This is a genomic window from Pseudomonas sp. DWP2-2 (genome assembly GCF_049897065.1).
Taxonomy (GTDB): Bacteria; Pseudomonadota; Gammaproteobacteria; order Pseudomonadales; family Pseudomonadaceae; genus Aquipseudomonas; species Aquipseudomonas paracarnis.
Window position 1 is genome coordinate 303,649 of the sequence record NZ_JAFCVN010000006.1, and the last position, 17,136, is coordinate 320,784.

A 17,136-nucleotide genomic window follows, 5' to 3' on the forward strand; every position below is an offset into this window, starting at 1 on the left:
GTCAGGCCGTCACGGGAGCAAGCTCCCTCGCCACAGGTCCAGCGTCGCCCCAAAGTTGTGTAGATACCTATGGCCATCGCAGGCAAGCCACACATTTTCAACCTCACTTAGGTGTGGAATCAGCGAACGCCCTCCGATCTCAGTGCAGCCGGGGTGTAGTCCGCCGCCTTGGCCGCGAAGCCGAACACGAAGCTGCTCTTCTCCTCGTTCTTCATGCCCAGCGCGATGTAGCGCCCTGCAATCAGGTCGTACAGGGTTTCCACGGTGTAGGCCGGCACCTGGTGGTCGTAATAGAACTGCGCATGGCCTTCGGCAACGCGCCACAGTTGGCCGCGGCCGTCGTAGTGGTCCACCAGGGCGACTTGCCAGCTGTCTTCGTCGATGAACATATGGCGTTTGGCATAGATGTGCCGCTCGCTGGGCTTGACGGTGCCGACCACTTCCCACACGCGGTGCAACTCGTAACGGGTCAGGTCCTGGTTGATATGGCCGGCCTTGATGATGTCGTCGTACTTGAGGCTCGGCGAATCGAGCTTGTAGCTGTTGTAAGGGATGTACATCTCCTTCTTGCCCACCAGTTTCCAGTCATAACGGTCGGGTGCGCCGGAGAACATGTCGAAGTTGTCGGTAGTGCGCAGGCCGTCGGAGGCGGTACCCGGGCCGTCGTAAGACACCTGCGGTGCACGCCGCACACGGCGCTGGCCGGCGTTGTAGATCCAGGCCAGGCGCGGTTCCTTCACCTGGTCGAGGGTTTCATGCACCAGCAGCACGTTGCCCGCCAGCCGCGCCGGCGCGGTGACCGACTGCTTGAAATAGCTGAGCACGTTGGCGGCCTTGGCCGGGTCGATATCCGGGATGGCTTGCGGCACCGCTACTTCTTCTTCGAAACGGATCGGCGTGTAGCTGCCATTGGTCTGGGGCGTGGCCTGGGTGATGATGCGCCGCAGGTTGCCGCCGTGGTAACGGGTGATGTGATTCCACAGCACCTCCACGCCATTCTTGGGGATAGGAAACGCGTAGTAACGGTTGCCGGTGAAGTTCTCCAGGCCGTTGCCATCGTTGATCGCCTTCACATTCACGGCGCTGCGCTTGATCGACTCGTAAATGTCCGCCGGCAAGTTGACCGTGCGGTGGCTGGGGTACACCGGGATCTTGTAGGTCTCGGGGTAGCGCTTGAACATCGCCACCTGGCCGTCGGAGAGCTTGTCCTTGTACTTGTCCACCGTGGCGGCGGTGATCACGAACAGCGGTTTTTCGTTAGCGAAGGGGTCGGAGAGGAAGCCCTTGCTGTCCACCGTGCCGGCGTTTTTGGGGATGCCACCGGTCCAGGCGGGGATCGAGCCATCGGCATTGCCGGCTTTTTCGGCGCCGACCGGGGTCAGGGAAGTGCCGAGCTTGGCTGCTTCTTCGGGCGATACCGCCGCCATTACGTTGGCGGCCAATACGCTCAGGGCCAACACTGCAATCATCTTACGCATAGGGTCTTGTCCTTCTTTTAAGCCAGATCAGAAGTTCACGCCGAAGCTGAGGGCGAGGAAGTCGCGGTCGGTCAGGGTGTTGTAGTCACCGCCAAAAAAGTCGGTGTAGCTCAGGCTTGCGGTGTAGGTGCTGCGATAGTCCGCATCCACGCCGACGCTGATGGCCTTGGCGCCTTTGTTGAACAGGCCGTTGGGGCCGTAGCCCGCGACGTCATGGGACCAGGACAGGTTGGGCTTGAGGTTCACACCGGCAATCGCGTTGTTGTAGTCAAGGATCGCCCGCGCCCGGTAGCCCCAGGAGGTGGAGGTGACAAAACCGTCGGTGTCACCTTGAAAACCGTAGGCGCCGTACACCGAGTCTCGGCCGTAACGCAGTTTGGTTTTGTCTTCCAGGCCGGCGACGTGCACCACCGCGGCTTCGCCCACCAGGGTCAGGCGCTCGGCGCCCAGTACCTGGTCGAAGAACTGGGTCATGGTGCTCTGGATCTGGGTGATTTCCTTGCGGCGATAGCCTTTGTTGTCATCGCCGAAATTGCTGCGGATGGGTGAGGCGAGTTGGCCCGCAATGGGGTTGACCAGGGCCAGGGTCAGGTCGGTGGTGTTGAGCTGCACCGGTGCATTGGGCCGATAGCTGATTTCGCCGGTCCACGCCGTGCCCGTGGGCAAGGTGGTGGAGAAACTGGCGCCGAACAGGCGGATGTCTTCCGGGTAATCCAGGTAGTACTGGCCGCGGCCGAGCATGGTGCTTTGCGCCAAACCGCCCCCGGAACCGGGCGCCAGGGCGTTGGCGGTGTTGATGATGCGCCCGATGGTGGCCAGGTTGGTATTGGCGGTCAGGGTGCCGACGGTCGGTGTGCGACTGTGGTAGTTCATGAAGTACAGGCCGTATTCAGTGTCATCACCCAGCCAACGCAGGGCCGCGCCGAACTGGCCGGAGTCACGCGCATCGCGGTCACCGGCACGCCGCACGATCACGCCTTCATTGGTCACGCCAAACCCTTGGCCAAAGGCAGCCGCCACCGGTTGTAGCGGTCGGATCGCCGGGCTGCCCACGGTGTAGTTATTGGTGCAGCCATCCGCCGCCACGTCCCCGCCGAAGAAGGTGCCGCAGTTGTCGAGCACCGTCTGGTCCCATTCCAGTTGATAGAAACCTTCCACGGTCAGTTGATTGGTCAGGCTCTGGGAGGCAAACAGCATGTTCACCGGGATCAAGCCTTCCTTGATCTCGGCACCGGGCCTGCGGAACGCCGACACGTCGATCGGGTTGATGCTGTTGATGGAGTTACCGATGAAGGTACTTTCGCCCCAACTGACCACCTGCTTGCCGGCGCGCACGGTGCCGGGCAGGTCGCCCAGGGAGTAGTTGTGGTAGACGAAGGCATCGAGGATCTGCGCACCGCTGGACTTGGCGCCTTCCTTGCGGTTGTGGTCGCTGATGGGCTTGAACTCGCGGTCTTCGTCCTTGAGCTCGAAGTCGTACCAATACTTGCCACGCACGAATACCCCGGTGTCGCCGTACTTCAACTCAAGGTCGTGCAGGCCCTTGAAGATCTTGGAGAAGGTCTCGCCCTTCTTGAAGTTGAGGCGCCCGTCATCTCCAGTGGACGCCTGGCCCGTCCCGCCATTGACCGTGCCGACCAGGCTTTTGTCGGCATCGCGCATGCCCCAACTGGCGCCGACCGACAGCGAGGAGTCGAATTGCCCTTCGATCTCGCCGATGTTGAACGAAACAGCCTGCGCCTGGGCACAGCAGCCCAGCGCAACCGCAGTGGCCAGCGCCTGTGGCGTGAAGATGGCGCGCATTATTGTTTTTGTCATGCGTCTTCCCCGGTGAGTGACAGAAGGCTCCACCCTACTGCCGCCCTTGAGGGGCGATAAGCGCACCAAGGAGGTATTCGTGTTGTCGCTCGAAAGGATGACGGGGTTCTCTGGCCGGGCGCTGGACCGGGCCATGCATGCGATGGATGAAGGCTTATCAGAGGCATCGATGGTGCCGGGCAATTATTGTCGATTTGGTAACAGTCCTTGTCCCGAACTGCTATTACTCATTCTGTTACAACCGATTATTCTTGCCTGGCTTTCAGGGCAAACGGCCCGCTCCCGCATTGGGGAGAAAAGCTGATTTATAACGGATTGATCCTGTAATCAGTCTGTTCCCGGTGTTCACTGACGTTGATTTGTCGCTCCTTGATCCAACGTCTTACTTCGGCCGCTGCCTATGCAGCGGCCTTTTTTATGCCTGCAATAAAACGGGGCGTCATCGACGCCCCGTGGGATTCATTGATTTACCGGCAATGATCAGAGGCTGAACTTCTGCAAGTTGGCCATCATTTCCTTCAGCGCCTCAATATTGTCCTTGGGGTGCGCAGCCCCTTCGAAATCGCAGATCTGCTGCCAGTGCGCGGCCACATCCTCCGGCGAAAAACCGGCCTCGGGATCAAAACCCACACCCAGGCTGCGCTCCCAACGTGTCTTGCCGATCCAGCCGCCACCCACTTCAAACAAGCCTGCGGTTTCCTCACAGGCGTCACTGCCCAGATACACCACCAGTGGGCTGACCAGTTCCGGCTTGAGGCGCTCGAACACCTGCGGCGGGATCAGCCCTTCGGTCATGCGTGTGCCACCGGTGGGGGCAATCGCGTTGACCAGGATGTTGTTCTTACGCCCTTCCAGCGCCAGGGTACGCGTCAAACCATACAGGCCCAACTTGGCCATGCCGTAGTTGGACTGGCCGAAGTTGCCGTAGATACCGGACGTCGACGCCGTGAAGATCACCCGGCCATAACCCTGCTCGCGCAAATGCGGCCAGGCGGCGCGGGTGACTTTGTAGGCGCCTTCGACGTGCACCCGGTAAACCAGGTCCCAGTCGCTGTCATCCATTTTATGGAAGGTCTTGTCGCGCAGGATGCCGGCGTTGTTGACCACCACGTCGACCCGGCCGAAGACATCCAGGGCGTTCTGTACGATCTTGTCGCCGTCGGTGACGGAGTCATGGTTGGCTTCGGCAATGCCGCCCGCCGCGCGGATCTGCGCCACCACCCGGTCGGCCGCCGAGGCGTTGGCGCCCTCGCCTTGGGTTGACCCCCCCAGGTCGTTGACCAGCACTTTGGCCCCGTGCCTGGCGAACAGCAGCGCATGGGCCTGGCCCAAGCCACCACCGGCGCCGGTGACGATCACCACCTTATCCTGGAACTGCACTGACTCACTCATACCGAACTCCGCTGGCGACAATGGGAATAGGCAGAGTGTCACGCAAGCAGCCTTTGGTCACAATAAAGACGGCCAGGGCTGAATGGTGCTTGATAAGGCAGCGGGATGATGCGCAGGCTCAGGAATAGGCCGCGCGCGGTGAAGGCTGGCTGATGCGCTCACGAAACGCCTGGTAATGCTTGAGCACCTGGACCGGCGCCTCGATCTGGGGGTAATGGCCGATATTGGCCAGTCTTATCGTGTCGGGCTGGGGCACCAGTTGGCGATAGCGCTCGACCATATGAGCCCCGGAAATCGGGTCCACCTCGCCGTCGATCACCCGTAAAGGTACTTCGCCTCGCTGCATGGCCGTGAGCCAGCGCTCGCGCAGACGACGGCGCTGGGGGATGTAGGCGATCAGTTTGTGCAGGATACGCGGGCCGTCGTTGCAACTGATCAAACTCCAGAAATCATCCAGCACGCTTTCACTGGGCCGCGTCTGGGGGCCGAAGATCTGGTTGAAACTGCTGGCCAAGGCATTGCGCCCAAAGGCCCGACCGATCATCCAGCCCAACGGGCTGAGCAGCAGCTTTTGCACCAGCGCCGGCCGATGGGTTTCCGGAAACAGCCCGCCGTTGAGAAATACACAACTCGCCATCTGGAACCGCCCCTCGTAATGCCGGGCCAATAATTCCTGGGCGACACTGTCGCCGTAGTCATGAGCCAACACATGCACCGGCTGCTCTACGCGCAGGTGCTCAAGCAACGCCTGTTGCAGATCGGCCTGTTCCAACAGGCAATAGTCGTGGTCCAAAGGTTTGGCCGAGTCGCCAAAGCCGAGCATGTCGCAGGCAATCACCAGGTTGCGCTGGGCCAGGGGTTGCCACAGGTAGTGCCAGTCCCAACTGGCCGTGGGGAAACCATGAATCAGCAGCAACGGCTCGCCCTGCCCGGCCACCCAATAGCGCACGGTGTGGCCACGAAAGACGAAGTCCTGGCCGCGCTTGCGCCAGGCTCTGAGCGGTATCTCGGCGAGTGGCATCAGCTTTTATACCCGGGGTCCTGATTATCCAATTTGCGCAGCAGTGCCGGCCAGGCCAGAGCACCGCCCATACCTTGGGCGCTTTTTGTGACAGCTGCCACCATCGCCTTGGCACCGGCGAGAATCTGCGGCTCGATGGCGATCAACTCAGTGCCGCCGCTTTGGGCCAGTACCTGAATCTCGCAGGCGCGCTGGAAGGTGAACATCATCAGGAAGGTGTCGGCGATGGTGCCGGCGCAGGTCAGCAGGCCGTGGTTGTGCAGCATCAGGAAACTGTTCGGGCCCAGATCCGCTTGCAGGCGGGCCTTTTCCTCGTGATTCAGCGCCACGCCCTCATAGGCGTGATAGCCCAGGCTGGAGAGCACAAACAGCGATTGCTGGCTGATGGGCAATACACCCTGCTTTTGCGCACACACCGCCACGCCGGCAGCGGTGTGGGTGTGCAGCACGCAGGTCACGTCGTGGCGCACTTCGTGGATGGCGCTGTGGATGGTGTAGCCTGCAGGGTTGATCTCGTAGGGGCTGTCCATTTGCTTATTGCCGGCCTGGTCAACCTTGACCAGGCTCGACGCGGTGATCTCATGGAACATCAGCCCATAGGGGTTGATCAGGAAATCTTCAGTGCCCGGCACCTTGGCCGAAATATGCGTGAAGATCAGGTCATCCCAGCCGTGCATGGCCACCAGGCGATAGCAGGCCGCGAGGTCCACGCGGGTTTGCCATTCGGCGGCGCTGACCTGGGCTTTGACGTTTTGTGGCGATGGTGCAGGGGCTAGGCTCATGGCAATGACCTCCTTGGCGCACTTCGTATGGTGTCTAAAGTGAGAGCCAGTCTAGTCAGACGCCGAGGCGCAAGGAGTTTCCTTGGCAGCCAGCTTGATGACTGAGCGAGTCAGTCAAGAGAATAGTACAAATACGTGTCAAACAAGCGCCGTCAATAACGGCGCTCCCTGGGGTTCAACCGCGTAGCGCGGTGATCAAATCGGCCAGCCAAGGCTCGGCGTCAGCCTCCGGAGTGACGCTTTCGCTGGCGTCCAGGCGCAGCATCGGCTGCACTTCGCGGATGCCCAGTTCGGCGAACAATTCGCGCATTTGTTCACCGCCGCCACAGAAGGTATCGCCATAGCTGGCGTCGCCCAGGCCGATGACCGCTCCCGGCAGGCCGCGCCAGGCGGCGGGCAGTTGGTCGCGGATGGTTGAGTACAGAGGCTGCAGATTGTCGGGCAGCTCGCCCATGCCGGTGGTCGAGGTCACTGCCAGGAATGCATCGGGAGCAAAGGCCTGCACGTCTGCCAGCGTGGCACGTGCGTTATGCCAGGCGTTGAAACCTGCGTCCTTGAGGATTTCTTCCGCGTGGCGAGCGACTTCTTCAGCCGTACCGTAGACCGAGCCGGAGAGGATGGCGACTTTCATCAATCTGATCCTGTAGTTGAGTGAAAGCGTGGGATATTAGCAGCCTGTGCCAATATTTCAGTGCGCACCGTGCAACATTCCAGACTTGCCATAAACTGGCAAGGTCAAAACCAGGCCATGGACCGCTCTATGATTAACGCCAAACTGCTGCAAATGGTCGTCAATGCGTCCAACGACGGAATCGTTGTTGCCGAGCGCGAAGGCCGGGAAAAACCACTGATCTACGTCAACCCGGCCTTCGAAAGGATGACTGGCTACACGATGGACGAAATCCTCTATCAGGACTGCCGCTTCCTGCAGGCGGGCGACCGCGACCAACCGGCCTTGATCGCCATTCGTGATGCGCTCGACAGCGGCGGCACCTGCCGAGAGATCCTGCGTAACTACCGCAAGGACGGCACGCCTTTCTGGAACGAGCTATCGCTTTCGACCGTGTACAACGAGGTCGACAAGCAAACCTATTTCGTCGGTGTGCAGAAAGACGTCACCACTCAAGTCAAGGCACAACAGCGTGTCGCCCAACTGGAAGCTCAGTTGGCCGAGCTCAAGAGCGAGCTCGCCGCACTCAAGGCGACGAGTGGATTTAACAAACTGTAAAAAATGCGGTCTTTAGAGCGATAATGGCTTTTTAATGCCTCAGCCTTGAGCCAGATCAATGCAACGCGACACGCTATTGACGCAGGACGAGCTGGATTTTATCCAGGACATGCAGCACAACCCGCAGCTCAACCTGCGGGATGCATGGTCGAGCCTGACGGTTAATGGCGGGGCACAGATTCGCGATCTGCTCACGCGGCTAGCGGCTCACGACCAGGTCACCATCCAGGCGCAGTTCGACAACCAGCAACTCACCTTCCCGTTGCACTTGGTGGAAGATGAGTTTCATGCTGTGCATTTACGCTTGGGCGTACCGAGCATTTTTGAAGATGGGCCGATGATCCGCCCGTGGCGCCTGGCGCTTGAAACGCCGGTGGCGCTGGAAAACATCAAGGGCTACTCCAGCGCGCTGTGGGTGCACGAAGTGTCATTCAAAGGGGTGCTGGTAGAGGTGCGTGGCCGGGTCAAACCGCCAAAGACGTTTTCCCTGTGGTTCAGCCCTTCCGGCTACGAACGCATCGCCCTGCGCGGTACGCTGGAGCGGGTAACCGCCCGCGGCCTGTTCGCCTACCGCCTGAGCCAAAGCGATGCTGATGAGATCGAACGGTTACGCCAGTTCATCCTGCACCAGCATCGCCTGGTCCATCCTCACGTTCATGCCTGAGACTCCAGATGGCCGCTGAGCAGTTGCTGCAAGCGGCGCGGCATCCAGCGTCCGTCATTGCCCAGGCAACCAATCGACGAACCTGCCAGGCTGTGTTCCGCCAGGTCCGACGCCTCACCAGCCAGCAACAACGGGCAATCGAGGGTGAAGGCCAGGCGATTGAGCCGTGACGCCAACTCTGCGCCAGGGGCATGGTTGGAAAACAGCACCAGGGCTTGCGGCCGAGTGCGCTCGCAGATCAGCGTCAACTCATCCAGTGGCTGGCCAACGCCCAGGACCTTGACCGCCAGTTTCTCGCTCGACATCAACAAGCCCGCCACCAGCAACTCCAGCTCACGGCACTCTCCGGCAATGGCTGAGAGCAACACCCTGGGCACTGGCGAGGCACAGGCCATTTGCAGGCACCGTGCGACGCGCGAGCGCAGGAAATTGTCGAAGAACAGCCACTCGCTGGCTTGGCCAAAGCGGCCTTGGTGACGTAACAATTGCTGCCACAGCGGTACCAAAATGTCCTGGAACACCACGGTCGTCGAATAGACGCTGAAGATCTGGCCGTACAACCGGTCGAGCTCACGATCATCAAAGGCACTGATGGCCTGCCGCAGTTGCGCCTGCCATTGGCGCCACTCCAGCTCGGTATCGCTGCGTGACGCTGTAGCCGGCTCGTTGGGCTGTGGGTCGCGCGCCAAAAGCTTGCCGACTTTGCTCACCGCTACGCCACGCTCGATCCAGTCGAGGATGCGGTGCACGGTTTCGATATCGGTGCTTGAGTAAAGCCTGTGCCCACTTTCGGTGCGTACAGGCTGGATCAAACCGTAGCGACGCTCCCAGGCACGTAGCGTTACCGGGTTCACGCCTGTGAGTTTTGCCACTTCACGAATCGGAAACAGGCCCTCGCAGTCAGTGTGGCTGTCGGGTGTCGTTTCGCGAAGAGGCGCAGTGATTTCAGGCATCAGCAGTCAAAAAACTTGTATGAATTTGGATCCTATTTAACGCCGATTGAACTGCATGATTCAAGATCTACGGCGATCCATCCGAAGTTTCTGGCGTATTTGGGCAAAACCGGAATAATCCTTGCCTGTTCTTTTGCGTCGCTGCACCACCCCGCAGCTTCGTTCGTGCGCCGCCTACCCGGCTCGGCGCACTTGCTGATTTGGAGATATACGATGTCTACCTCACCCGTCACCTTGATGGTTGCGCGCCGCGTGGCCAAAGGTCGCTACGAAGAACTGATGGCCTGGCTGCGCGAAGGCGAGCAATTGGCGACTGACTTCCCCGGTTACCTGGGCTCCGGCGTGCTGGCGCCACCACCCCATGATGATGAATTCCAGATCATCTTCCGCTTCGCCGATGAAAAAACCCTGCACGCATGGGAGTTCTCCGCTTCGCGCAGCGCGTGGCTGAGCCGTGGCAGCGAGCTATTTGCCAACCCGTCGGAACACCGTGTCAGCGGTATCGATGGCTGGTTCGGCGCAGCGGGTGCCCGCCCGCCACGCTGGAAACAGGCGGTGGCCATCTGGTTGGCTTTTTTCCCGGTATCGTTGCTGTTCAACTTCGGCCTGGGGCCGCTGCTCAGCGAGTTGGACCTGTTCAGCCGCGTACTGGTCAGCACCGCAGCCCTGACCCCGCTAATGGTTTACCTTTTTATACCGCTGTCGACCCATCTGCTGGCGAACTGGCTGCACCCTTCGCCCCCTCGCAAAGTCACTGAAGCCGCCGCTTGAGTACAGGGAGGCCGGGGCGCTGGTATAGTTTGAGCCTGCCAGCGACTTGAGCCTCCCATGAATGCAACCAACGCTCCGATCCTGATCACCGGTGCCGGCCAGCGTGTCGGCCTGCATTGTGCCCAGCGCCTGTTGGATGAAGGCCAATCGGTGATTTTCAGCTACCGCAGTGAACGTCCCGGCGTGCAGGCACTGCGTGAGCGGGGCGCCATCGGCGTGTTTGCCGACTTCTCCAGCGAAGCCGGCGTATTGGCTTTCATCGCCGCAGTGAAAACCCATACTCAAAGCCTGCGAGCGATCATCCACAACGCTTCAGCCTGGGTCGCCGAAACCCCGGGCGACGAAAGCCGTGCCTTTATCGACATGTTCAGCGTGCACATGCTTGCGCCGTATCTGATCAACCTGCATTGTTCACCTTTGCTGCAACGTTCGACACCCGCCGATATCGTGCATATCAGCGATGACGTGGTGCGCAAGGGCAGCCAGCAGCACATCGCCTATTGCGCCACCAAGGCCGGGCTCGACAGCCTCACGTTATCGTTTGCCGCACAGTTCGCGCCGCTGATCAAGGTCAACGGTATCGCACCGGCGATGGTGATGTTCAACGAAGGCGATGACGCGGCCTATCGCGCCAAGGTCCTGGCCAAGTCGGCCCTGGGCATCGAACCCGGGCCCGAGGTGATCTACCAGAGCGTGCGTTACCTGCTGGACAATCCCTATGTCACCGGTACCACCCTGACCGTCAACGGTGGGCGGCATATCAAGTAAGCCGTTTACGAGGATGTTGTATGACCTTATCCCTGCCCCACCACTACCGCGAGATCCTCAAGGGCCTGGGCGAAGACCCGCAGCGCGAGGGCCTGCTCGATACGCCCAAGCGTGCCGCCAAGGCCATGCAGTACCTGTGTCATGGCTATGAGCAGAATCTGGAGGAAATCGTCAACGGCGCGCTGTTCGCGTCAGACAATGACGAGATGGTGATCCTCAAGGACATCGAGTTGTACTCGTTGTGCGAGCATCACTTGCTGCCCTTCATCGGCAAGGCCCATGTGGCCTATATTCCGACCGGCAAGGTGCTGGGCCTGTCAAAACTGGCGCGCATTGTCGACATGTTCGCCCGGCGCCTGCAGATCCAGGAGAACCTCACGCGGCAAATCGCCGACGCCATCCAGGATGTGACCCAGGCCGCCGGCGTGGCGGTGGTGATCGAAGCCAAGCACATGTGCATGATGATGCGCGGCGTGGAGAAACAGAATTCAACCATGAACACCTCGGTGATGCTCGGCGCCTTTCGCGAGTCGAACACCACCCGCATGGAGTTCCTGCAACTGATTGGACGGAGCAAGTAGCAATGCCACAACTTCAACCAGGCATGGCGCGTATCCGGGTCAAGGACCTGTGCCTGCGCACCTTTATCGGCATCAACGAGGACGAAATCCTCAACAAGCAGGATGTGCTGATCAACCTGACCATCCTGTATGCCGCCCAGGAAGCCGTGCGTGACAACGACATCGACCACGCCCTGAACTACCGCACCATCACCAAGGCCATCATCGCTCACGTCGAAGGCAATCGCTTTGCCCTGCTGGAGCGCCTGACCCAGGAACTGCTGGACCTGGTGATGAGCAACGAATCGGTGCTATACGCCGAAGTCGAAGTGGACAAGCCCCACGCGCTGCGCTTTGCCGAGTCGGTTTCGATCACTCTGGCCGCCAGCCGCTGATACTAAGTGAGCCCTATGAACGACCAACAACGCCTCGAACTCGAAGCCGCCGCCTTTCGCCGATTGGTGGCCCACCTGGACAGCCGCAAGGATGTGCAGAATATCGACCTGATGAACCTCGCCGGCTTCTGCCGCAACTGCCTGTCCAAGTGGTACAAGGCCGAGGCCGACGAACGCCAGATCGAGGTCAGCCTCGATGACGCCCGTGAAGTGGTGTACGGCATGCCGTACGCCGAGTGGAAAGCCCAATACCAGCAAGAAGCCAACGCAGACCAACAGGCCGCGTTCGCCAAAGGAAAGCGTCATGACTGATTTGAACACCCTGCGCTCCAGCCTCAACAGCGGCGAACACGTCTTTGCCGATACCTTGGCGTTCGTCGCGGCGGGTTACGACTACCAGCCGCAAGCTTTCATCAACGGCGGTGTGGAAAATGCCGCTGGGCAGAATGAAGGGTCGTGCAAGACCCTGGGTTTGGCGCTGCTGGAAGGGTTGAGTGATAAGGAAGCACTGCTGGCGTTTGGTGAGCATTACCGGTCGGTGGTGGCGACGCCTGAGGGCAGTGACCATGGCAATATCCGAGCGTTGATTGCCCATGGACTGGCCGCAGTGAAGTTTGCTGAACAGCCTCTGACTCGCCGCTGATTTAATAACCAACCCCGCTCAATGTGGGAGCCGGGCTTGCCCGCGATGGCGGTGGTGACTATCACACCGCTATCGCAGGCAAGCCAGCTCCCACACTTGTTTAGCGGTGTAGGTTAGATCGCAGGCATAAAAAAACCGGCTTTCGCCGGTTTTTTTGAGTCAACGGGTTTAGAACGAAGCGTCCTTCAAACCGTCGAGGTAACGCTCGGCATCCAGGGCCGCCATGCAACCGGCGCCGGCCGAGGTGATGGCCTGGCGGTAAACGTGGTCTGCCACGTCGCCGGCAGCGAAGATACCTTCGATGTTGGTCGCAGTTGCATTGCCTTCACGGCCGCCCTGCACCACCAGGTACCCGTCCTTGGCTTCCAGTACGCCTTCGAACAGTGAGGTGTTCGGAGTGTGGCCGATAGCGATGAACACGCCGTCGACTTTCAGCTCGTCGAAACTGCCGTCGTTGTTTTTCAGACGGGCGCCGGTCACACCCATGTTGTCGCCCAGGACTTCATCCAGGGTGGCGTTGAGCTTGAGAATGATCTTGCCTTCAGCGACACGGGCGTGCAGCTTGTCGATCAGGATCTTCTCGGCGCGGAAGGTCTCGCGGCGGTGAACCAGGGTCACGGTGCTGGCGATGTTGGCCAGGTACAGCGCCTCTTCCACGGCAGTGTTGCCACCGCCGACCACGGCAACCGGCTTGTTGCGGTAGAAGAAACCATCGCAAGTGGCGCAGGCGGAAACACCCTTGCCCATGAACGCTTCTTCCGACGGCAGGCCCAGGTAACGCGCACTGGCACCAGTGGCAATGATCAGTGCATCGCAGGTGTACACACCGCTGTCACCGGTCAGTCTGTAAGGCTTTTTCGAGAAGTCGACCTGGTTGATATGGTCGAAGACGATCTCGGTTTCAAAGCGCTCGGCGTGCTCTTTCATGCGTTCCATGAGCACCGGGCCAGTCAAGCCATGGACATCGCCCGGCCAGTTGTCGACTTCAGTAGTGGTGGTCAACTGACCGCCCGCCTGCATGCCGGTGATCAGCAGCGGCTTGAGATTGGCCCGGGCAGCGTAGACAGCGGCGCTGTAACCGGCAGGGCCGGAACCGAGAATAATCACTCGGGAATGACGGGTATCAGACATGACTCACTCCTACCGACCGCCCGGACCACAGGGCGGCGGGAATAAAAAAGGACCGCGAAGCACTTGGGGAAGGCTTTGACTCGCCAGGTCCTGAAAAATAATGGGTGCAGCGTATCGAGGGGGGCAAGATTAAGGAAATACGCAATAACAATCCAGCTCATAGGTGTTCTCTATGCGTGCAATCAAGCTAATCGACACCTTTGTAACCCTGGATGTCGCCTACCTGCCCGCGCTTTCACATCAGGTGCAAAGCCGGTAAGGTCGGCGCGTTCGCCATTTTGCTCGGAGTACCCCATGCCCGCCCCTGCTCTTTCCGGCCCGCAATACCTGCGTGAAGGCCTCAAACTGGTGTTGAGCCCAGGCCTGCGCCTGTTTGTGCTGTTGCCGTTGGCGATCAACCTGGTGCTGTTCGTCGGGTTGATCTATTTCGCCGGCCATCAGTTCAGCCTGTGGGTCGACAGCTTGATGCCGACGCTGCCCCACTGGCTAGGCTTTTTGAATTACCTGTTGTGGCCGCTGTTTGTCGTGCTGGTGGTGCTGATGGTGTTTTTCACCTTCACCATGCTCGCCAATATTATCGCCGCGCCGTTCAACGGGTTTCTCGCCGAGAAGGTCGAGGTCGTGGTACGTGGCACCGACGACTTCCCGCCGTTCAGTTGGGGTGAGCTGGCTGCCATGATCCCGCGCACCCTGGCGCGGGAGATGCGCAAGCTGGGTTACTTCCTGCCACGTGCCATCGGCCTGTTCATCCTGTCGTTCATCCCGGTGGTCAACCTGATCGCGGCGCCGTTGTGGCTGCTGTTTGGCGTGTGGATGATGGCGATCCAGTACATCGACTACCCGGCCGACAACCACAAGCTGGGCTGGAACGAAATGCTCGCGTGGCTGCGTCAGAAACGCTGGCAGAGCATGAGTTTTGGCGGCATTGTCTACTTGGTACTGCTGGTGCCGGTGGTCAACCTGTTGATGATGCCAGCGGCGGTGGCCGGGGCGACGTTGTTCTGGGTGCGGGAGCAAGGCGCCGAGGCGATGGCGCAGCCGGCGGTGGCCAAGTCATAAATCCATCATCGCCCTGACACAATGGCGACATGGCCCACGCAGACACTGTGGGTCATGACGACAGCCTCGCTTCACATCACCCTCATTACCGAAACCTTCCCGCCGGAAATCAACGGGGTGGCCAATACCCTTGGCCGCCTGTGCGAGGGTTTGCGTTCACGCGGCCATCAGGTCGAGCTGGTACGCCCACGCCAGAGTGCCGACCAAAACCGCTCCAGCGACGATGAACTGCTGCTGTGCCGCGGCTGGCCACTGCCGGGCTATCCAGGCTTGCAATGGGGCCAATCGTCAATGCGCAAGTTGCTGCGCCGCTGGACGCGGCAACGCCCGGATGTGCTGTATATCGCCACGGAAGGGCCGCTGGGGCTCTCGGCGCTGCGCGCTGCGCGGCGCCTGGGGATCGGCGTAGTCAGCGGCTTTCATACCAACTTTCAGCAGTATTCGAACCAGTATGGCTTGAGCCTGTTGAGCCGCGTGGTCACCCATTACCTGCGCTGGTTTCATAACCGCTCGAGCCTGACCCTGGTACCGAGCGCCAGCCAGCGCCTGGAGCTGGAGCGCCGGCATTTTGAGCGTCTGGATATGTTATCCCGGGGTGTCGACAGCCAATTGTTCCACCCGGCCAAACGCGATAACGCCATGCGTGAAAATTGGGGGTTGGAGAACCACGATATTGCTGTGCTGCATGTGGGACGCCTGGCCCAAGAGAAGAACCTGAAGCTGCTCAAGCGCTGCTTTGATGCCTTGCAGGCTGCCTATCCAATGCGGCGGATGAAGCTGATTGTGGTCGGTGATGGCCCCCAGCGCTCGTCGATGGAACACGATTTGCCCGATGCAGTGTTCTGCGGAACGCAGCGCGGCGAAGAGCTGGCAAGGCATTACGCCTCAGGGGATTTGTTCCTGTTCCCCAGCCTGACCGAAACCTTCGGCAATGTGGTGCTTGAAGCGATGGCGTCTGGCCTGGGCGTGGTGGCTTACGACCAGGCCGCCGCGAGCCAGCATCTGCGCCATGGCTATAGCGGCGCACTGTCGATGCCTGGGGATGAAGACGCATTTTGCGACGCGGCCATCTGGCTGCTGGAGGAGCGCGAAACGTTGCGCAGAGTGCGCTTGAACGCCCGACAACATGCCAGCCGTCAGGGCTGGCCGGCGATTATCGAGCAGTTCGAGCGCCAGTTGCGCGGGGTATGCGAGGACGGCCAACCGGTGCCCGCCCTCTTACCGCTCACACCAGAGTCATCAACGCCTCACGACTGAAGGGCAAGATGTCACTCTCGCGCCCTTCGCGCACCTTCACCGCCCAATCCGGGTCCACTAGCAAGGCACGGCCCACTGCCACGAGGTCGAACTCATCGTTGTTCAGGCGCTCCAGCAGTTTCTCCAGGCTGGCAGGCTGGGCAACTTTGTCGGTGTTGACCATGAACTGCAGGAACTCGCCATCCAGGCCCACGCTGCCTACTGTGATGGTTGGCTTACCGGTTAGCTGACGCGTCCAACCGGCGAGGTTAAGGTCGGAGCCTTCAAATTCCGGCTCCCAGAAACGACGGGTGGAGCAGTGGAAAATATCCACGCCAGCGTCAGACAGTGGCTTGAGAAACTCACCCAACGCCTCAGGGGTTTGCACCAGGCGCGCGGTGTAGTCCTGCTGCTTCCACTGGGAGAAACGCAAGATGATCGGAAAGTCCGGGCCGACAGCGGCGCGGGTGGCCTGGATCAGCTCAATGGCGAAGCGCGAACGGTTGGCCAGGCTGCCACCGTATTCGTCGGTGCGCTGGTTGCTGCCTTCCCAGAAGAACTGGTCCACGAGGTAGCCGTGGGCACCGTGGATTTCCACGCCGTCCATGCCGATGGCCTGGGCATCCTTGGCGGCCTGGGCGAAGGCGTTGATCACGTCCTTGATGTCCTGTTTGGTCATGCCGTGCACAACGACATTGCCGTCCTTGAGCTTTTCCATCGGGCCATAAGCCGGCACGCTGGCATCAGGCTCAGTGCCCATACGGCGCACACTGCCCACATGCCACAGCTGCGGAACAATCTTGCCGCCTTCGGCGTGGACTGCATCGACCACTTTCTTCCAGCCAGCCAAGGCGGCTTCACCGTAGAAATGCGGCACGTTGGGGTAGCCATTGGAGGCTGGGTGCCCGACCACGGTGCCTTCAGTGATGATCAAGCCCACACCGGCAGCGGCACGGCGGCGGTAGTACTCAATGACTTTGGAATTGGGTACGCCGCCAGGGGAGAACGAGCGAGTCATGGGCGCCATGACCACGCGGGTCGACAGTTGCAATGCACCGAGCTGGAAGGGTTTGAACAAGGCTTGGACGGGCATGGAACGCTCCACGGGAGAGTGAATTTATGATGCGGATAATATGGAGAGCCTGCAGCGCTGAGTAGCACTATTGATCTAAATGATTAAGGAGTAAAAGCGGGACGCGGAGCGCCCAGGGTGGCATTCCCACGCAGAGCGTGGGAA

General features: G+C 60.3%; 20 protein-coding genes. 11 read left to right on the plus strand and 9 right to left on the minus strand.

All coding sequences use genetic code 11. The annotated features are described in order from the left end of the window. Positions 1–119: 119 nt before the first annotated feature. Entirely contained in the window at positions 120–1,478 is a 1,359-nt protein-coding gene (locus ACP7CZ_RS16335; protein WP_034128732.1) for a DUF1329 domain-containing protein, read from the minus strand. A 27-nt stretch (positions 1,479–1,505) separates the two neighbouring features. Next, positions 1,506–3,296 (minus strand): DUF1302 domain-containing protein, encoded by a 1,791-nt coding sequence (locus ACP7CZ_RS16340; protein ID WP_014719872.1) that lies wholly within the window; start codon positions 3,294–3,296, stop codon positions 1,506–1,508. A 79-nt stretch (positions 3,297–3,375) separates the two neighbouring features. On the opposite strand from ACP7CZ_RS16340, the gene ACP7CZ_RS16345 reads away from it, so the two are divergent. After that, complete coding sequence (locus ACP7CZ_RS16345) at positions 3,376–3,600, plus strand: hypothetical protein (RefSeq protein ID WP_143129381.1); 225 nt, start codon at positions 3,376–3,378, stop codon at positions 3,598–3,600. Positions 3,601–3,776: 176 nt separating this feature from the next. On the opposite strand, the gene ACP7CZ_RS16350 is transcribed toward ACP7CZ_RS16345, so the two are convergent. The 4 genes from ACP7CZ_RS16350 to ACP7CZ_RS16365 all read right to left on the minus strand — a co-directional run bounded on the left by ACP7CZ_RS16350 (position 3,777) and on the right by ACP7CZ_RS16365 (position 7,122). Then, positions 3,777–4,688 carry an SDR family oxidoreductase gene (locus tag ACP7CZ_RS16350; RefSeq protein ID WP_034128734.1) on the minus strand — a complete coding sequence of 304 codons (912 nt, stop codon included), beginning with the start codon at positions 4,686–4,688 and terminating at the stop codon, positions 3,777–3,779. 118 nt (positions 4,689–4,806) lie between these two features. Further along, a complete protein-coding gene (locus tag ACP7CZ_RS16355) occupies positions 4,807–5,709 on the minus strand; it encodes an alpha/beta fold hydrolase (protein ID WP_054921550.1) in 903 nt (300 codons plus the stop codon). Next, positions 5,709–6,491, minus strand: a complete 783-nt coding sequence (locus ACP7CZ_RS16360) for a class II aldolase/adducin family protein (protein WP_294166322.1) — start codon at positions 6,489–6,491, stop codon at positions 5,709–5,711. Before ACP7CZ_RS16360 ends, ACP7CZ_RS16355 begins: the two co-directional genes overlap by 1 nt. A gap of 175 nt (positions 6,492–6,666) precedes the next feature. Further along, the gene (locus tag ACP7CZ_RS16365) at positions 6,667–7,122 is read right to left on the minus strand and encodes a flavodoxin (RefSeq protein ID WP_014719876.1); all 456 of its coding nucleotides are present in this window, start codon (positions 7,120–7,122) and stop codon (positions 6,667–6,669) included. Between the two features lie 129 nt (positions 7,123–7,251). Between ACP7CZ_RS16365 and ACP7CZ_RS16370 the strand changes: the two genes are divergently transcribed. Continuing rightward, on the plus strand, positions 7,252–7,719 hold the full coding sequence (locus ACP7CZ_RS16370) for a PAS domain-containing protein (RefSeq protein WP_034128737.1): 468 nt from the start codon (positions 7,252–7,254) through the stop codon (positions 7,717–7,719). Positions 7,720–7,777: 58 nt separating this feature from the next. Continuing rightward, positions 7,778–8,383, plus strand: coding sequence for a hypothetical protein (locus ACP7CZ_RS16375; RefSeq protein WP_054921549.1), 606 nt, complete (start codon positions 7,778–7,780; stop codon positions 8,381–8,383). Here the strand turns inward: ACP7CZ_RS16375 and ACP7CZ_RS16380 are convergent. Then, positions 8,374–9,336 (minus strand): MerR family transcriptional regulator, encoded by a 963-nt coding sequence (locus ACP7CZ_RS16380; protein ID WP_294166320.1) that lies wholly within the window; start codon positions 9,334–9,336, stop codon positions 8,374–8,376. The two genes, ACP7CZ_RS16375 and ACP7CZ_RS16380, sit on opposite strands and share 10 nt — an antisense overlap. A gap of 213 nt (positions 9,337–9,549) precedes the next feature. Between ACP7CZ_RS16380 and ACP7CZ_RS16385 the strand changes: the two genes are divergently transcribed. Genes ACP7CZ_RS16385 through ACP7CZ_RS16410 form a run of 6 tightly spaced genes read left to right on the plus strand, consistent with a single transcriptional unit; the run spans position 9,550 to position 12,473 of the window. Continuing rightward, a complete protein-coding gene (locus ACP7CZ_RS16385; protein ID WP_034128740.1) occupies positions 9,550–10,107 on the plus strand; it encodes an antibiotic biosynthesis monooxygenase in 558 nt (185 codons plus the stop codon). Positions 10,108–10,164: 57 nt separating this feature from the next. Continuing rightward, positions 10,165–10,875, plus strand: a complete 711-nt coding sequence (folM, locus tag ACP7CZ_RS16390) for a dihydromonapterin reductase (protein ID WP_294166316.1) — start codon at positions 10,165–10,167, stop codon at positions 10,873–10,875. Positions 10,876–10,895: 20 nt separating this feature from the next. Then, positions 10,896–11,456 (plus strand): GTP cyclohydrolase I FolE, encoded by a 561-nt coding sequence (gene folE / locus ACP7CZ_RS16395; protein WP_003194072.1) that lies wholly within the window; start codon positions 10,896–10,898, stop codon positions 11,454–11,456. A gap of 2 nt (positions 11,457–11,458) precedes the next feature. Further along, entirely contained in the window at positions 11,459–11,830 is a 372-nt protein-coding gene (gene folX / locus ACP7CZ_RS16400) for a dihydroneopterin triphosphate 2'-epimerase (RefSeq protein WP_003194073.1), read from the plus strand. A gap of 15 nt (positions 11,831–11,845) precedes the next feature. Further along, the gene (locus tag ACP7CZ_RS16405; RefSeq protein WP_127881028.1) at positions 11,846–12,142 is read left to right on the plus strand and encodes a DUF1244 domain-containing protein; all 297 of its coding nucleotides are present in this window, start codon (positions 11,846–11,848) and stop codon (positions 12,140–12,142) included. Beyond that, positions 12,135–12,473 (plus strand): HopJ type III effector protein, encoded by a 339-nt coding sequence (locus tag ACP7CZ_RS16410; RefSeq protein ID WP_294166304.1) that lies wholly within the window; start codon positions 12,135–12,137, stop codon positions 12,471–12,473. The genes ACP7CZ_RS16405 and ACP7CZ_RS16410 overlap by 8 nt, the downstream gene beginning before the upstream one ends. 168 nt (positions 12,474–12,641) lie before the next feature. Here ACP7CZ_RS16410 and trxB read toward each other — a convergent pair whose 3' ends face one another. After that, complete coding sequence (gene trxB, locus ACP7CZ_RS16415) at positions 12,642–13,604, minus strand: thioredoxin-disulfide reductase (protein ID WP_294166302.1); 963 nt, start codon at positions 13,602–13,604, stop codon at positions 12,642–12,644. A 294-nt stretch (positions 13,605–13,898) separates the two neighbouring features. On the opposite strand from trxB, the gene cysZ reads away from it, so the two are divergent. Continuing rightward, positions 13,899–14,663 carry a sulfate transporter CysZ gene (gene cysZ, locus ACP7CZ_RS16420; RefSeq protein ID WP_070415418.1) on the plus strand — a complete coding sequence of 255 codons (765 nt, stop codon included), beginning with the start codon at positions 13,899–13,901 and terminating at the stop codon, positions 14,661–14,663. Positions 14,664–14,717: 54 nt separating this feature from the next. After that, entirely contained in the window at positions 14,718–15,920 is a 1,203-nt protein-coding gene (locus ACP7CZ_RS16425; RefSeq protein WP_294166299.1) for a glycosyltransferase family 4 protein, read from the plus strand. Here the strand turns inward: ACP7CZ_RS16425 and ACP7CZ_RS16430 are convergent. Further along, entirely contained in the window at positions 15,889–16,992 is a 1,104-nt protein-coding gene (locus ACP7CZ_RS16430; protein ID WP_034128747.1) for an NADH:flavin oxidoreductase, read from the minus strand. The genes ACP7CZ_RS16425 and ACP7CZ_RS16430 overlap by 32 nt on opposite strands. Positions 16,993–17,136: the final 144 nt, after the last annotated feature.

What these genes read in the sequence shown, in the direction of transcription:
- ACP7CZ_RS16380 (WP_294166320.1), bottom strand. Translation starts at nt 9,336, where the DNA reads ATGCCTGAAATCACTGCGCCTCTTCGCGAAACGACACCCGACAGCCAC.
- ACP7CZ_RS16430 (WP_034128747.1), bottom strand. Translation starts at nt 16,992, where the DNA reads ATGCCCGTCCAAGCCTTGTTCAAACCCTTCCAGCTCGGTGCATTGCAA.
- ACP7CZ_RS16425 (WP_294166299.1), top strand. Translation starts at nt 14,718, where the DNA reads ATGACGACAGCCTCGCTTCACATCACCCTCATTACCGAAACCTTCCCG.
- ACP7CZ_RS16405 (WP_127881028.1), top strand. Translation starts at nt 11,846, where the DNA reads ATGAACGACCAACAACGCCTCGAACTCGAAGCCGCCGCCTTTCGCCGA.
- ACP7CZ_RS16370 (WP_034128737.1), top strand. Translation starts at nt 7,252, where the DNA reads ATGATTAACGCCAAACTGCTGCAAATGGTCGTCAATGCGTCCAACGAC.
- ACP7CZ_RS16350 (WP_034128734.1), bottom strand. Translation starts at nt 4,688, where the DNA reads ATGAGTGAGTCAGTGCAGTTCCAGGATAAGGTGGTGATCGTCACCGGC.
- folM (WP_294166316.1), top strand. Translation starts at nt 10,165, where the DNA reads ATGAATGCAACCAACGCTCCGATCCTGATCACCGGTGCCGGCCAGCGT.
- ACP7CZ_RS16385 (WP_034128740.1), top strand. Translation starts at nt 9,550, where the DNA reads ATGTCTACCTCACCCGTCACCTTGATGGTTGCGCGCCGCGTGGCCAAA.
- folX (WP_003194073.1), top strand. Translation starts at nt 11,459, where the DNA reads ATGCCACAACTTCAACCAGGCATGGCGCGTATCCGGGTCAAGGACCTG.
- ACP7CZ_RS16375 (WP_054921549.1), top strand. Translation starts at nt 7,778, where the DNA reads ATGCAACGCGACACGCTATTGACGCAGGACGAGCTGGATTTTATCCAG.
- ACP7CZ_RS16360 (WP_294166322.1), bottom strand. Translation starts at nt 6,491, where the DNA reads ATGAGCCTAGCCCCTGCACCATCGCCACAAAACGTCAAAGCCCAGGTC.
- folE (WP_003194072.1), top strand. Translation starts at nt 10,896, where the DNA reads ATGACCTTATCCCTGCCCCACCACTACCGCGAGATCCTCAAGGGCCTG.
- ACP7CZ_RS16410 (WP_294166304.1), top strand. Translation starts at nt 12,135, where the DNA reads ATGACTGATTTGAACACCCTGCGCTCCAGCCTCAACAGCGGCGAACAC.
- ACP7CZ_RS16365 (WP_014719876.1), bottom strand. Translation starts at nt 7,122, where the DNA reads ATGAAAGTCGCCATCCTCTCCGGCTCGGTCTACGGTACGGCTGAAGAA.
- ACP7CZ_RS16340 (WP_014719872.1), bottom strand. Translation starts at nt 3,296, where the DNA reads ATGACAAAAACAATAATGCGCGCCATCTTCACGCCACAGGCGCTGGCC.
- trxB (WP_294166302.1), bottom strand. Translation starts at nt 13,604, where the DNA reads ATGTCTGATACCCGTCATTCCCGAGTGATTATTCTCGGTTCCGGCCCT.
- ACP7CZ_RS16335 (WP_034128732.1), bottom strand. Translation starts at nt 1,478, where the DNA reads ATGCGTAAGATGATTGCAGTGTTGGCCCTGAGCGTATTGGCCGCCAAC.
- cysZ (WP_070415418.1), top strand. Translation starts at nt 13,899, where the DNA reads ATGCCCGCCCCTGCTCTTTCCGGCCCGCAATACCTGCGTGAAGGCCTC.
- ACP7CZ_RS16355 (WP_054921550.1), bottom strand. Translation starts at nt 5,709, where the DNA reads ATGCCACTCGCCGAGATACCGCTCAGAGCCTGGCGCAAGCGCGGCCAG.